Genomic DNA, 13,880 nt, shown 5'->3' with positions numbered 1-13,880 from the left:
ATCATCCCAGACGATCGCACCGCATTCGCATTTGAAGAGGCGATGCTGCTGGCCGTTGCGTGTGTCGAGCAGCGGCACGAAAAGGCGCGGCTCTGCCGCACATGCGGAACAGAAGATCGGCTTTTCGTCGCCAGTTTCGTTACTGATCGGCTTAGTCTGACGCGCCCGATCCATGACAGCCCCCCACACGATACTCTGCGGGCTCATCCAATCTTTCCGTTCGGCCTAGCGACCTATTCTGGCGCGCCACAGCGCGTCGAAACTATCGGACTCAATCGCTCTTGCGAGAGGCGCCGAATCCATCGCGCGGGCCTGGGCATCCAGTGGATTGCCGGGCTTCGCCGGCAGAGCGCTTGCGATTTCCTCCTCGTCGGCAGCCGGCTTGACGGCCGGCCGCGCAGGCCACTCAAGCGATGATTTCGAAAGCATCGGCTTGCCTTCGTACCAACACTTGCGTCCATCGATCATGCGCCAGGACCAGTAGCCCGGCGCGCCCGCCGGCACCGACGCGCTGCATTGTTGCCTGGCGATTGCCGGCGCAATGGAGGTTGAAAACAGCATCGCAATAAGGACTGTGAGAACCCTTGAACACAAGTGCTTCGTCATCGACGCACCTCAATCTCACTTCGTTGCACCCACCGACGTTGCGCGGGTCACCCAATCAGGCCGTTTCAGAAACCTTTCACAAGCAAGCTCGCGGCCTTCGAGAACTCGCTCACGGCCCGCAAGGCAAGACCCAATCGGTCAGCCTTCCTTACGCATTTTCGGCCGCGCCCCCGAGGTGGAAAGAGAATCAAGACTCTTTTTGGGAATATCCCCTCAAATTTTATTTCAATGCAGGGTTGAACCCGAGGTTGCGCGGCGCGATCTCCCAACTCATTGATATAAATCGCTTTTCGGGATCGTGAGATCGCCCCCCGCGGCAGCGGATGGAGCTTTCCGTCATGACCGGCCGCTGCGGACAACGTCACGCCAAAGCCCCATCGCCCGCACGGACATCGCCATTTTTTGGCCTTTTGTTGCGCGGTACACCTCGCCCGCAAGCAGGGACCTCATCATGCCATCTCCGATCAAGCTCGCTTCGCCACTCGCCGCCACCGGACTTCTCCTCGCCCTCGCCGCCTCGCAGGCCGCGCAGGCCGCGACGCCGGCCGAACTGATCTCGGGTTTCCGAACCCAGCACGGCGAAGGCAAGGTGCAGACCGATCCGGCGTTGCACCGGATCGCCGAGGAGCAGGCAAAGGCGATGGCGGCAAGGGATGAGCTCGATCATAGCGTGCTCCGCCCGTTCAGCGCCCGCGTCACCACGCTTGGCGCCGTCAGGTCCGCGGAAAACATCGCCTACGGCTATGACAGCTTTCCAAAGACGCTCGACCAGTGGATCAATTCGAGCGGGCACCGCACCAATCTGTTGATGCACGGCGCTTCGCGCGTCGGCATCGCCAGCGCCAGAAGCGCAAAAAGCGGCCGTACCTACTGGGCGATGGTGATTGCGGCGCCGGAACCCAAGCGCGAAAAACATGGCAAGGGCGGCAAGAAAGAGTCTTGCCGGATCATGATCAACGATACCTGCCTGTGACGCTGGGCGGCGGCCTGCGGCCACATCCGTCGCGCGCAAGGTGACGGCCCCGGCGTGACCCGCCGGCCGAGGCCGTCTGTCTCGATTTGCTAGCGAGGATTCGCGGGCGACCGACTATCGGCGCTGCGAACCCTCGCCGCCTTCACATTTATCAAGTGCGCGCGCTTATCTTCGAACCAGCGCCGCGCGGCGCCGAGCTCGCTGCTGGAACGAGCGGAACGGGCCGCGCCGGACGATCAATCTTCCCAGACGCTGTCGCCGCAGCGGTATTGATAGAGATGGGTGGTGCGCCCGCTCCGCGGGTCGAGAAACTGCCAATGCTTCTCCAGGACGGCCGCGCAGCTCGGGCAGTGCCGCGCGCCCTGACGCTCCAGCGTTTGCGAAGCACGTTCCTGCAGCTTTTCCATCATGGCCCGCCCTGATTCGCTGTTGAAGTATCGCAGCGGCGGTGAGGGCCGGCAGTTACCTATGTTAGGCGCGATCGGCCCTAACCGGGAACCCCGGGGAACCCTGGGAATTATAGCAGCATCATCATTCGGGCATTCGAGGCATGCGCGGCAGTCTTCCGGTTTCTTCGCTGACCACATCAGGTAAGCCATCGGGCCACTGGTTCGTGCGCTTTGCCGCCGCAACCGCGAACTGGGCCGGCACCTCCGCGGTGTTCGTGACCGCCGTTCTGATCGTGGTGGTCTGGGCGATGCTTGGCCCGGTCTTCCATTACAGCGACAGTTGGCAGCTCGTGATCAATACCGGGACCACCATCGTGACGTTCCTGATGGTGTTCCTGATTCAGAACACGCAAAATCGCGACAGCAAGGCGTTGCAGGTCAAGCTCTCCGAACTGATCCTGGCGCTGGAGACCGCCAACAACCGGATCGCGGCAATCGAAAATGCCAGTCCAGAAGAACTGAACGCCGTGCAGGAAGAGATTCAGGAGCGCGTCAACGGCGAGGCCGGTTGAGCGCGAACGCCGATCGCCCACGCGGCCGAACGATCGGAGGCGGCGCGCGACAAAGCCGTGCGGCCGCGTCATCCATGGATGTCAGGCCTGACGCTGCGCGAGGCTTGACGGCAATGCCGCGTTCTCGCGGCTTTGCGGGTCCATACTTCCACGCCGCTTTTACGCGCCTGGCGCGTGTCGCCGAGGTCCGGCAACGATAGAGAGAATTTTCCGATCTCTTGTGCGCAATCTGCCGCTATCCGGCGCAGCGTTTTTAAGCGACGGCCGCGCCATTTTCTTAACCGCTTGAAACTACGCTGGCAGCCAAATTCTCGTTGTTCCCCGGAAGTTTACGGAACCGCCGGCGCCATGCTTGGACTTAGGGCACGAATGAAGGCCAGCGGCAGGACGCACCTTCTGGCGACACGCGGCATCGCCTGGTTCGTCGTGCTCGCCTGCACGGTCGTGCTTGGGCTCGAGGCCTCACGCATCATCTCCCAGCGCTCGGATGTCATCGCCGATGCACGACGGGACACCGCCAACCTCGCAGGCTCCCTCATTCAGCATGCGGAGCTGACCTTCCGCGCCGCCGACGCTGTTCTGATCGGCGTCGTCGAGCGGATGGAGCACGGAACACCCGATGCCACCGAGCGTGAACGGCTGCGCGCCTGGTTCGTCAGGGAAGTGAACAACTCCAGCCAGTTCACCGCCTTCGGCGTCCTCGACGAGCACGGCACGATGATCGTGAACATGCTCGGCGAGAACGCACCGACGCAATTCGCCGACCGCGAATATTTCATCTATCACCGCTCGCACGACGACAGTGCACTGCGCATCGGCCGCCCCGTCCTCACCCAGTCCAGGGGCTGGCTGCTTCCCGTCACGCGCCGCTACAACAAGCCGGACGGATCGTTCGGCGGCGTCGCGCTCGCAGCGATTGATCCGCGCTATTTCCAGGATATCTACGATCGACTCAAGATCGGCGACAACGGCGCCGTCTTGCTGGGGACGACGAACGGCACGTTGCTGGTGCGGCGCCCCTTCGTCGAGGCCAATATCGGCCGCGACCTGTCACACGCCAAGATCCTGTCGGCCTTGAAAGACGCGCCCTCCGGAAGCCTCGAGATCAAGGCCTCGATCGACGGTGTCACGCGCTACCATAGCTACGAGCAGGGACATAGCTATCCGATCTTCATCACCGTCGCCCAGAACATGGACGAGTTGCTGGCGCCATGGAAAGCGACCGCGATCCGCAGGCTGATCGAGGCGGTCGCGATTGCGTTCTTCATCCTGCTGATGGGCGCTGTCGTCTGGCGCGCCACCAGGGAGCTTGCGCGAAACTCGATCGCGCTGCGACGGACCAATGCGAGCTTCGACGCAGCGCTCGCCAACATGCCGGCGGGCCTTTCGATGTTCGACGCCGACGGCCGCCTGATGGTCTGGAACGAGCGCTACCTGCAGCTTTACCGGATGTCGCCGGACGTGGTCCGGCGCGGCGCGGAAGTTCACGGCATCATCGCGCATCGCAACGCGGTCAACGGCATCGACACCGACGTGGAGAGCTTTGTCAGCGAGTTTCGCGAGACGCTTCAGCGCGAAGGCAGGAAAACCACCGTCTCGCGTCTCAACAATGGGCGCACGATCTCGATCGTCGCCACGACGACGGCAGGTGGCGGGTGGATCGCGATCCATGAAGACATCACCGAACGCGTCAGCCACGAGGAGGCGCTGCTCAATCAGGCCACGGAGCTCGCGCGTATCAATGTGCGCTTCGACGCCGCGCTGTCGAACATGTCGCAAGGGCTTTGCATGTTCGACGCGAACAGAAGGCTCATTATTTCGAACCGAGCCTTCAGGGAGATGTACCACGTCGCAGAAGACCAGATCCAGCCGGGAACTTCCGCGCAGGATCTGCTCGGGCTCTGGGCGACAGGCGCAGAACAGGTTGATATCGCGGACCCGGTCGGATTCCACGCCGCGCAACGTGACCAGATTTACAAGCTGGGCGACGGCCGGGTGGTTTCGATCAAGCGCACGGCGCTCGCCGACGGCGGATGGGTCGCCACCCATGAGGACATCACCGAGCGGGTCCGCGGCGAGCAGGCGGTGCTGAACCAGGCGGCTGAACTCGAGCGCATCAACCTGCGCTTCGACCTGGCGCTGAGCCATATGACGCAGGGGCTGTCGATGTTCGACGAGCACAAGCGCCTCGTGGTCTGGAACAAGCGCTTCGCCGAACTCTACGACGTGCCGGAGAGATTTCTGAAGGTCGGAACGCCCTATGAAGACATCATCACCGACCGCTTCGCACGCGGCGTCACCAAGGCGGATACCAGGCCGGAGACGATCAACACCAAGGTCGCCGAGCTGTCGTCGCTGGCGCCGGATTCGCAGCGGGTCGACGAACTCGCGGACGGCCGGCTGCTGCTTTTGACGCGTCAGCCGATGGCAGGCGGCGGCTGGCTGTCGATCATCGAAGACATCACCGAGCGGCGGCGGGCCGAGGCCGAGATCGTTCACCTGGCCCGGCACGATGTCCTGACCGGGCTCGCCAATCGCGCCGAGTTCAACGAGAAGCTTGAAGAGGCCAGCAAGCGGCTGAAACGCAGCGGCACCAGCGTCACCGTCATGATGCTCGACCTCGACCGCTTCAAGGCGGTCAACGACATGTTCGGTCATCCGGCGGGTGACCAACTCCTGATCGAAGTCAGCCGCCGGCTGAAATCCACGCTGCGGGAAACCGACCTGTTGGCGCGGCTCGGCGGCGACGAGTTCGCCATCCTGCAGGAGGGCGGCCCGGCGCAGCATGAGGGCGCAATCACGCTGGCGCTGCGCATCATCAATGCGATCTCCGAGCCGTTCGACCTGAACGGATTCGAGGTCAACGTCGGAACCTCGATCGGAATCGCGATGGCGCCCGAACACGGCACCGAGCCCGAGGCACTGCTCAAGAGCGCCGACCTCGCGCTTTACGACGTGAAGACGCAGGGACGAAACGATTTCCGCATCTACCAGCCCGGCATGCTGGAAAGCGCCACCTCGCAGCAACACGCCGAAAGCGAGTTGCGTGATGCCATCGCGCAAGGGCAGTTCGAGCTGTATTACCAGCCGGTGGTCGAGGTCGCGACCAGACGGATCTGCGGTGTCGAGGCACTGGTACGCTGGCGGCACCCGCAAAAAGGACTGATCGGTCCCGACCAGTTCATTCCACTCGCCGAATCGACCGGGCTCATCGTGCCGATCGGCGAATGGATTCTGCAACAGGCCTGCGCCGACGCCGCCAGATGGCCGGCGCATATCAGGCTGGCGATCAACATTTCGGCGGTGCAGTTCAAGAAGGGCAATCTGTTCGAGCTGATCCTGTGCGCGCTGGTGGAGAGCGGGCTGGAGCCGGAGCGGCTCGAGCTCGAGATCACCGAGACCTCGCTGTTGGAGAACCAGGAAGCGCATCTGGCGACGATCCGCCAGCTCAAGAATCTCGGGATAACGCTCGCGCTGGACGACTTCGGCACCGGCTATTCGTCAGTGACCTACCTGACGAATTTCCCGTTCGACAAGATCAAGATCGACCGCAGCTTTACCCGCGAGGTGCTGGAACGGCGAGACTACGCGGCCGTGGTGTCGTCGGTGCTGGCGCTGGCGCGAGGCCTCGACAAGCTCACCACGGTCGAAGGCATCGAGACCGAACAGCAGTTCGAATATATGCGCGAGGCCGGCGTCGACCTCGCCCAGGGCTACCTGTTCAGCCCGCCGGTCCCGGCCTCGCGGCTTGATTTTTCGATTCGTTATCCGTCGGTTAAGCAAAATATGGTGGCCTAGGTGCTGGATCTTCGGATACTGACCATGAACGCGCAGACAGACCAGCATGGCGGCCTGATCGATCAGCTCGAGGAAGCGATCGGCAGCAAGGACCTCGCGCGGCGCGCCGAAGTGCTGCGCCGGGTGACCGACCTGTTCGTGCTGAAGTCCGGATCGTTTTCCGAGGACCAGATCGCGCTGTTCGACCAGGTGATGGGCAAGCTGCTCGAACACATCGAAAGCAACGCCCGCGCCCAATTCGGCAGCCGTATCGCAAGGTTGCCGGATGCGCCGCGCGGCGTGGTGCGCGTGCTGGCGCAGGATGACGCGATCATGGTCGCCGGTCCTGTGCTCGCCCATAGCGAACGGGTCGACGTCCAGACCCTGGTCGATACGGCGAAGACCAAGAGCCAGGACCATCTGCTTGCGATCTCCGGCCGCAAGGTGCTGACCGAAGCCGTGACCGACGTGCTGCTCGACCGCGGCAACCGCGCCGTGGTCTCCGCCACCGCGCACAACAGCGGCGCGAAATTCTCCGAATTCGGCTTTTCCACCCTGGTGCGCAAGGCACGCGGCGACGGCGATCTCGCCTTGTGCGTCTGGTCGCGCCCGGACATTCCGCGCCAGAACCTGATCAAGCTGTTCGTCGATGCCTCCGAGACGATCAAGAACCAGCTCGTGGAAGCCGACCCGCGGCGCGCCGAACTGATCAAGTCGATGGTCGCGCAGGCCACCGACGAGATCCAGACCAAGGCGCGCGCCGGCTCCGGGGAATTTGCGCAAGCCGCCCGGGAAGTACGCGAGCTGAACGCCGCCGGCAAGCTGAACGAAGAGCGATTGATCGCGTTTGCCGATGAGGGCAGCTTCGACCGGGTCGTCGCCGCATTGTCCCTGATGTGCGATATCCCCCTCGGCGCGATCGAACGGGCGTTCGTTCAGAACCAGACCGAGCAGATCGTCGTTCTCGCCCGCGCGCTCGATTTCTCCTGGGCGACGACGATGAAGCTTCTGATGCTGCATGCCGGCGTCAACGGCTCTTCGCGGGCGCAGCTCGACATCACCTTTGCCAACTTCTTCCGCCTGCAGCCGGAGACCGCGCGCACCGCGCTCAAGTTCTACCGGATGCGGGAAAAAGCAAACCGGCCGAAGTAGCGATCCGCGTTTTCGCGCGACGCCTGAACAGGGCGTCAAAAAACCGCGATCTACGCGCCGCCGATTCCCGCCTCGATCAGCCGCCGGGCCAGAAACTGCGACAGCTCCTCGTGCGGCTGGCTCGAGACGAACACCTCCGACGCCGTGACGCCGGTCTTGCCGAGCACCACCAGCACACCGATCCAATAGGCGAACCAGATGTGCGGGTCGGTCAAAGCGCGCAGCTTCTGCCGGTCGTGCTCGATCGGCTGATGGTTGAGGGCCTTGCGCACCTCGATCGCGAGCACGTTGTTCGGCACGCGGCGCTGATGCACGACGATGTCGGGGTAGACCGATTTGCCAAGATGATCGTCGGTCGAGACGATCGAACCGCGCGGCAAATTCAGCGTCCGCGGACCGAGGCGGTCGAAATCACAATCGACTTCGAAATCGGGAAATTGCCGCTCGATATGCACCGCGAGGCGATGCGTCATCGTGCGCTCGCCGAGATCGTGCTCGAACAGAAACGCCTCGCGGCCGTAGAACTCCTTCAGGCCGGCGACGAGCTTGTCCAGTTCGGCGTGCATCCTACAGACCTCGTGGCTAGGGCTAAGCCTAATCCGTCATGGCCGGGCTTGTCCCGGCCATCCACGTCTATCTTACAGTGGATGCTTAAGACGTGGATGCCCGCGACGAGCGCGGGCATGACGAGGAACTGAAGCTGCATCCGGCCGTCACATCTGCACTTCGATCAAATGCGGCCCCTTGGCCGGCACGAAATCCGCAAGCGCCCTGTTGAACTCATCGGCCGAGGTGACCGCGCGCGCCTCCACGCCCATGCCCTTGGCGAGGCCGACAAAGTCGATGGTCGGACGGTCGAGCTTGAGCATGTCCATCGCGCGGCTTCCCGGCGCGCCGGCGCCGACCCCGTCGAACTCGCCGCGCAAAATCTGGTAGATGCGATTGGCGAACACGATCGTGAGAATATTGAGCCCCTCGCGCGCCTGCGTCCACAGGGACTGGATGGTGTACATCGCGCTGCCGTCGCCGACCATGCAGATCACCTTGCGATCCGGACAGGCGACTGCCGCGCCGGTGGCGACCGGGGTCGAAAACCCGATCGAACCGCCCATGTTCTGCAGCCAGTCGTGCGGCGCGGCCGCAGCGGTCGGCGGGAAGAAGCCGCGGCCGGTGGTGAGGGATTCATCGACGATGATCGCATTCTCCGGGATCGCACAGGCGATCGCCTGCGCGATCGTGGTGTGATTGAGCGGACCGGTCGGCTTGACCAGTTCGGCGAGCGCCTGCGGCTTGACGTCGGACGGCCTGGCGCCGAGCGCATCGCTGAGCGCCTCTAGCGCGGCGATCGAGTTGTCGCCCCAGGCAGTCATGCGATGCACCTCGCAGCCCTCGGGCTTGAGATGGCTCGGCTTGTTCGGATAGGCAAAGAACGCGATCGGGTCGTTGGATTCGACCAGCACGATGTTCTTGAAGTCCTTCAGCAGCGGCAGCGCCTGCTCGATCACGTACGGGATGCGGTCGATCGAAAACCGGCCGCGCCCGCGCGCCATGCGCGGATGATAGGTCTGGCCCATCACCTTGCAGCCGGTCTTGCCTGATATCTGCTGCGCCAGCGCTAGCCCCCGCTCGGTCAGCGCGTTGCCGGTGACGAGCAAGAGATTCTGCGTGCCGCCCGCGTGCAGGATCTTGGCCGCCTTCTCGACCGCCTCGGCGGAAAAGCCCGGCTGCTGCTTCGGCGCGGCTACCGTCGCGATGCCATCGGCCTCGTTCCAGGCGGTATCGGCCGGCAGGATCAGGGTTGCGATCTGCGGCGGCGCGCTCTTGGCGGCGGCGATGGCGGCAGCGCCATCGGCGGCGACGGATTTGGCATCCGGCGAGGTCCGCACCCATTCCGACATCGGCCTGGCGAGGCCCTCGATGTCGGAGGTCAGCGGCGCGTTATAGCCGATGTGATAGGTCGCATGCTGGCCGACGATGTTGACGATGCCGGAATGCGCCTTCTTGGCGTTGTGCAGATTGGCAAGACCGTTGGCGAGACCGGGCCCGAGATGCAGCAGGGTCGAGGCCGGCGTGCCCTTCATGCGGAAGTAGCCGTCGGCCGCGCCCGTTACCACGCCCTCGAACAGGCCGAGAACGCAGCGCATGCCTTCCACGCGGTCCAGCGCGGCCACGAAATGCATTTCCGAGGTGCCGGGATTGGTGAAACAGACGTCGACCCCGCCCGCGACCAGGGTCCGCACCAGACTTTCAGCACCGTTCATTCGTTCAGCTCCGTTCGCGCTTCGCGGCTTCGACAAGCCTCAAGATCAATCATTCTTGATGGTGCGGCAACGATGCCGCCACACCTTCATACGAACTTCGGGATCGGGACACTAGCCGTCGCCAAAGGATTCGCGGCCGGTTTGCATGCATAGTTACCATCGCCGCCGCGGGGGGCTCAGATTTTTAACCGCGCGCTTTGAAATCCGTCACGTTCGCTTGCGAAAATTCGCCCGATATGGCCTGCTTGATTGGATAACGACCGCGAGGAACCCGATGACCCGGATTTTCGCCTTGGCTGCCGCGGCCCTGATGGTACTGGCCGCCAGCTCCCCCGCCCGCGCCACCATGGACGACGACTTCTTTGGCTTCCGCCGCCAGCAGCAGCCGATGATGCAGCCGCCCATGCAGCAGCGCGGCTATCCCTATTACGGCCCCGGCTCCGACTATTTCGGCGGTGGCGGTGGTGGTTCGATCCAGCGCGAGCGGGTCGCGGCACCGGTCGCCCAGCCGCCCGGCTCGATCTATATTTCGACCGCCGAGCGGCGGCTTTATCTGATCCTCGGCAACGGCGAGGCGCTGCGCTACGGCATCGGCGTCGGCCGCGACGGCTTCCGCTGGACCGGCACCCACCACGTCAGCGCGAAAAGGGAATGGCCGGGCTGGACCCCGCCGGCGGAAATGCGCAGGCGCAGGCCCGACCTGCCGCGCTACATGGCCGGCGGGATCGAAAACCCGCTCGGCGCCCGGGCCTTGTATCTCGGCTCGACGCTCTACCGCATCCACGGCTCCAACGAGCCGGAGACGATCGGCCACGCGGTGTCTTCCGGCTGCTTCCGCATGACCAATGAAGACGTCACCGATCTCTACAGCCGCGTCTCCGTCGGCACGCTGGTGGTGGTGCGCTGACAGGGGCTTCGTCATTCCGGGATGCGCCGTTGCGACAAACAGCAAAGCTGTTTGCGCAGAAGGCGCAGGCCCGGAATCCATGGCGCCACTCATATGTTGAGAAATGGATTCCGGGTTCGCTCGCTTCCCTCGCGCCCCGGAATGACGGCGAGGACGCTCTTCGCTATGACGACGGTCGGTCTAGCTCCCCGCCTTGCAAACCGCTTTCAGCGCCGCCCACTCCTTGTCGCTGAGCAGCGGCGGACCGCTCGCGGCGCGGTTTTCGTCCGAAAGATGCTTCAGCCGGTCTTCGGTGAGCGGATGGTTGGCGAGGAACGACACGGTCTTGTCGCCCTCATTGCCGGTGATGCGGAAGATCAGGTCGCCCATCGGCTTGGTCGGGCGGCCGAGCTTGTGCATCACCGAAATTGAAAAGTCGTCGGCGTTCTGTTCGGCCTCGCGCGAGTAGGACGCGGTGACGAGCGAGCGCGAGGCGAAAATCAGCGCGCCCGAGCCGGTGACGTCGCCGAACAGGAGCCCGATCAGGAACGACGTCCCGCCGCTATAGATCATGTTGCGCGTGTTGTCGCGATGCACGACATGACCGAGTTCGTGCGCGAGCACGCCTGCGATCTCGTCGGGATCATCGGATCGCGACAATAATCCGCTGAAGAGATAGACCTTGCCGCCGGGGAGCGCAAACGCGTTGGGAACCGGCGTATTCAGCACCGCCGCCCTGATTGGCGAACTGAAGCCTGCCGCGGTCGAGAGTTGCCTGATCAGCTTGGCGAAGGCGGCGCTGCCGGCCGCATCGTTGCAGGTCTTGCTGCCGAAAATCGTCGCGATTTGCTTTTCGGACGCATCGCCGATGCGGCGTTCCAGCGCGGGCGGCACCAGGGGCGCGAGCCGATCCGCCACCAACGGAAGCGCAAACCAGATCACGGCAACGATCGATACCGTTGCCGCCAGTGACCAGCCCACTATCGGCGTGATGCTGTGGCGGCCCGCGGCGTGCGCCTCAAGCTGCGGACAGCGCGAAAGCAGGATTGCGCCAAGCGCGCTGTCGCGGATCTCAAGCCGCGCAAGCGGCGGTGCGCTTTGGCAGCTCAGCCGCAGGATGCCGACAGCGCTATCGGCGCGGCGGATATCGGAATAGGGCCAGGCGGCGAGCGCGATCCCGTTCTCGAGGATTTCGAGACGCTCGTTCAGCGCAAGTTCGACGGAATGGCGGCGGCTCGAGGTACCATCGTAAAAAATCGAGGCGCCGGCCTGCGGCGGCGGAGGCGAAACATCCGCTGAACCGGCCTCCAACCCGCTCTCCATCCCGGACGTCATGCAGCTAGAATCCGACCACGTCGAGGCCGCCAGCAAACCCCTCGCCCAGCGCATCGGCGAGTTCACCCTTGGCGGCGACGTTGCCCGCGGCCTCCAGGCGGAAGCAGGTCGCCGACGCACTTACCCTCGCCCAGACATCCCGCAGCAGATAGATCCGCAGCACCACGTTCATGGCGAGAATGAACCCGAGATAGCCGATGACGAGAGCCACCGTCATTGCAACGCTCGCATGAAGGCGCGCGGCGAGATGAGACAGATCGCCGAAGCCGAAAATCCAGAAACTACATGCGACTGCGAAGATGACGAACAAAAGCAGAAGCAGAAAGAACCAGCCGATGACCTTCCAGTACAGACCGTACAGATCGTGCCCGGATAGATCCGATTCGAACGAGACGTCGCCAAAGCGGATGCCCGAAATCCACCAGCGCCATTCGACGGCTTTGAATGCGCCATAGATGAACGGCAACGCAATCATCCAGATCAAGATCACCAGACCGAGCACGCGGCTTTCCGCAGCCGACATTTTGTGGCCCGCGTTGACAACGGCAATCGCGAGCCCGGCGATCAGCGGCGACAGCATCATGAGCCAGAATTTCCAGCCGCGCTTGAACAGCTCCGAGCCGCGGCCTTCAAAGCTGCCTGGCAGATCGCCGTAATGGCAGTGCCGCATCTTGTAGCGCTCGAGCGCGGCTTCGCGCCACGGCAGCGCCCCTCCGAGCGTGACGGCGGCCAGCAAAGCCCATGCAAAGGCCCGCACCGCATAGGCCCAGCCCGAGCCGTCCATCCAGAAGCGCACGCCGCGCCACACCGTGCGCGTCAGGCGATAGCGGCGCGCGCGGTAGATCGCGAACTGTCCGAACAAATAGAAAAACAGAAACAGCGGAAAACTCGCAAACGCCTTGTAGCGTTCGGCCTCGATGCCGATGAGGAAATAGGCGAGATAGATCGGCACCAGGATCGCCATCGCGAACAGAAAGCCAATCAGGAGTTCGCGGCCCCGTCCGGTATATTCCGGCGCATCGCCATGAAGGGACGTGTGCGACCACAGATGACGGCGGATATCGGTCGCCAGCCAGAAGCGGTAAAAGCCGAAAGTGATCAGTTCGAGGCCGGTGCCGCGCGCGACCAACCGGCGGAATTGGCCGCGATCGCCCGAAAACTCCATCTTCACCGCGGACGCCGGCAACGGTGGCGGCGCCGGATGATGCGGGACGGAACTCATCTCGTTCACGAAAACGCTCCCCCGATGAAAACCGAGGGAGTGAAACCTTGGATTGAGCCGATGTCAACGCGCGCGCTGTTATCGATTTATGACGAATTGAGCGCGTGCCGAAATGCCGCCTTACTCTGCACAGCGTGGGTCGACAAGGCGTCGATCAAGCCGCCTTGATGTTGCTCAGGAAGCACTCGACCTGGCTGCGCATGCTCTCGGATTGCCTCGACAATTCGGTCGATGCCCCGAGAACCTGATGGGCCGCGGCGCCAGTGTCGGCAGCGGCTTGCTGCACACCTTGAACGTTTGATGAAATTTCGTTGGTGCCGAGCGCAGCCTGTTGCACGTTTCGCGCAATCTCCTGGGTCGCCGAGCCCTGCTCTTCCACTGCGCTGGCGATCGCGGCGGCAATTTCGTTCATGGTGGCGATCGTGCCGCTGATCCCCTGGATCGCGCCCACTGCCTCTTTTGAGGAGATCTGTATCGAGGAGATCCGTGAGCCGATCTGGTCCGTCGCCTTCGCGGTCTGCTCGGCGAGACTCTTGACCTCGGATGCGACCACGGCAAAGCCGCGGCCGGCATCTCCGGCGCGCGCGGCCTCGATGGTTGCATTCAGCGCCAGCAGGTTGGTCTGACTGGCGATCTCGTTGATCAGCTTGACCACGTCACCGATCGCAGCCGCTTCGTTGGAAAGGCTCTCCACGGTCGCGTTGGTG

The 13,880-nt window shown here is 63.5% G+C and carries 13 protein-coding genes; 5 read left to right on the top strand and 8 right to left on the bottom strand.

The window, feature by feature from the left end:
• Both VFL62_RS17325 and VFL62_RS17320 read right to left on the bottom strand, forming a co-directional pair.
• Positions 1 to 207, bottom strand: a 207-nt coding sequence (locus tag VFL62_RS17325) for a hypothetical protein (RefSeq protein WP_325173605.1), incomplete at its 3' end; no start/stop codon positions are given.
• Between the two features lie 18 nt (positions 208 to 225).
• Positions 226 to 606: a hypothetical protein gene (locus VFL62_RS17320; protein WP_325173604.1), complete on the bottom strand. Its 381-nt coding sequence runs from the start codon at positions 604 to 606 to the stop codon at positions 226 to 228.
• 451 nt (positions 607 to 1,057) lie between these two features.
• Between VFL62_RS17320 and VFL62_RS17315 the strand changes: the two genes are divergently transcribed.
• Positions 1,058 to 1,579, top strand: a complete 522-nt coding sequence (locus VFL62_RS17315) for a CAP domain-containing protein (RefSeq protein WP_325173603.1) — start codon at positions 1,058 to 1,060, stop codon at positions 1,577 to 1,579.
• 236 nt (positions 1,580 to 1,815) lie between these two features.
• On the opposite strand, the gene VFL62_RS17310 is transcribed toward VFL62_RS17315, so the two are convergent.
• Positions 1,816 to 1,986 (bottom strand): hypothetical protein, encoded by a 171-nt coding sequence (locus VFL62_RS17310; RefSeq protein WP_325173602.1) that lies wholly within the window; start codon positions 1,984 to 1,986, stop codon positions 1,816 to 1,818.
• Positions 1,987 to 2,129: 143 nt separating this feature from the next.
• On the opposite strand from VFL62_RS17310, the gene VFL62_RS17305 reads away from it, so the two are divergent.
• From VFL62_RS17305 to VFL62_RS17295, 3 genes are all read left to right on the top strand, one after another.
• Positions 2,130 to 2,540, top strand: a complete 411-nt coding sequence (locus VFL62_RS17305; RefSeq protein ID WP_325173601.1) for a low affinity iron permease family protein — start codon at positions 2,130 to 2,132, stop codon at positions 2,538 to 2,540.
• Positions 2,541 to 2,888: 348 nt separating this feature from the next.
• Positions 2,889 to 6,338 (top strand): bifunctional diguanylate cyclase/phosphodiesterase, encoded by a 3,450-nt coding sequence (locus VFL62_RS17300; RefSeq protein WP_325173600.1) that lies wholly within the window; start codon positions 2,889 to 2,891, stop codon positions 6,336 to 6,338.
• A gap of 24 nt (positions 6,339 to 6,362) precedes the next feature.
• Positions 6,363 to 7,469 (top strand): DUF2336 domain-containing protein, encoded by a 1,107-nt coding sequence (locus VFL62_RS17295; protein WP_325173599.1) that lies wholly within the window; start codon positions 6,363 to 6,365, stop codon positions 7,467 to 7,469.
• Positions 7,470 to 7,519: 50 nt separating this feature from the next.
• Here VFL62_RS17295 and VFL62_RS17290 read toward each other — a convergent pair whose 3' ends face one another.
• Together VFL62_RS17290 and VFL62_RS17285 are read right to left on the bottom strand one after the other, a co-directional pair.
• A complete protein-coding gene (locus VFL62_RS17290; protein WP_325173598.1) occupies positions 7,520 to 8,035 on the bottom strand; it encodes a hypothetical protein in 516 nt (171 codons plus the stop codon).
• A gap of 147 nt (positions 8,036 to 8,182) precedes the next feature.
• Positions 8,183 to 9,730, bottom strand: a complete 1,548-nt coding sequence (locus VFL62_RS17285; protein WP_325173597.1) for an acetolactate synthase large subunit — start codon at positions 9,728 to 9,730, stop codon at positions 8,183 to 8,185.
• A gap of 274 nt (positions 9,731 to 10,004) precedes the next feature.
• Here VFL62_RS17285 and VFL62_RS17280 point away from each other — a divergent pair, with 274 nt between their 5' ends.
• Positions 10,005 to 10,637 (top strand): L,D-transpeptidase, encoded by a 633-nt coding sequence (locus VFL62_RS17280; RefSeq protein ID WP_325173596.1) that lies wholly within the window; start codon positions 10,005 to 10,007, stop codon positions 10,635 to 10,637.
• Positions 10,638 to 10,817: 180 nt separating this feature from the next.
• Here the strand turns inward: VFL62_RS17280 and VFL62_RS17275 are convergent, their stop codons facing one another.
• The 3 genes from VFL62_RS17275 to VFL62_RS17265 form a co-directional block, all read right to left on the bottom strand.
• A complete protein-coding gene (locus VFL62_RS17275; RefSeq protein ID WP_325173595.1) occupies positions 10,818 to 11,951 on the bottom strand; it encodes a M48 family metallopeptidase in 1,134 nt (377 codons plus the stop codon).
• Between the two features lie 4 nt (positions 11,952 to 11,955).
• On the bottom strand, positions 11,956 to 13,173 hold the full coding sequence (locus tag VFL62_RS17270; protein WP_325173606.1) for a DUF898 family protein: 1,218 nt from the start codon (positions 13,171 to 13,173) through the stop codon (positions 11,956 to 11,958).
• A 154-nt stretch (positions 13,174 to 13,327) separates the two neighbouring features.
• The coding region (locus VFL62_RS17265; RefSeq protein ID WP_325173594.1) for a methyl-accepting chemotaxis protein at positions 13,328 to 13,880 on the bottom strand (553 nt) is incomplete at its 5' end.

This window comes from Bradyrhizobium sp. (assembly GCF_035701725.1).
Lineage (GTDB): Bacteria > Pseudomonadota > Alphaproteobacteria > Rhizobiales > Xanthobacteraceae > Bradyrhizobium.
This window is presented reverse-complemented; position numbering and strand designations above follow the sequence as displayed.

What these genes read in the sequence shown, in the direction of transcription:
- VFL62_RS17320 (WP_325173604.1), bottom strand. Translation starts at nt 606, where the DNA reads ATGACGAAGCACTTGTGTTCAAGGGTTCTCACAGTCCTTATTGCGATG.
- VFL62_RS17315 (WP_325173603.1), top strand. Translation starts at nt 1,058, where the DNA reads ATGCCATCTCCGATCAAGCTCGCTTCGCCACTCGCCGCCACCGGACTT.
- VFL62_RS17310 (WP_325173602.1), bottom strand. Translation starts at nt 1,986, where the DNA reads ATGGAAAAGCTGCAGGAACGTGCTTCGCAAACGCTGGAGCGTCAGGGC.
- VFL62_RS17305 (WP_325173601.1), top strand. Translation starts at nt 2,130, where the DNA reads ATGCGCGGCAGTCTTCCGGTTTCTTCGCTGACCACATCAGGTAAGCCA.
- VFL62_RS17300 (WP_325173600.1), top strand. Translation starts at nt 2,889, where the DNA reads ATGCTTGGACTTAGGGCACGAATGAAGGCCAGCGGCAGGACGCACCTT.
- VFL62_RS17295 (WP_325173599.1), top strand. Translation starts at nt 6,363, where the DNA reads ATGAACGCGCAGACAGACCAGCATGGCGGCCTGATCGATCAGCTCGAG.
- VFL62_RS17290 (WP_325173598.1), bottom strand. Translation starts at nt 8,035, where the DNA reads ATGCACGCCGAACTGGACAAGCTCGTCGCCGGCCTGAAGGAGTTCTAC.
- VFL62_RS17285 (WP_325173597.1), bottom strand. Translation starts at nt 9,730, where the DNA reads ATGAACGGTGCTGAAAGTCTGGTGCGGACCCTGGTCGCGGGCGGGGTC.
- VFL62_RS17280 (WP_325173596.1), top strand. Translation starts at nt 10,005, where the DNA reads ATGACCCGGATTTTCGCCTTGGCTGCCGCGGCCCTGATGGTACTGGCC.
- VFL62_RS17275 (WP_325173595.1), bottom strand. Translation starts at nt 11,951, where the DNA reads ATGACGTCCGGGATGGAGAGCGGGTTGGAGGCCGGTTCAGCGGATGTT.
- VFL62_RS17270 (WP_325173606.1), bottom strand. Translation starts at nt 13,173, where the DNA reads ATGAGTTCCGTCCCGCATCATCCGGCGCCGCCACCGTTGCCGGCGTCC.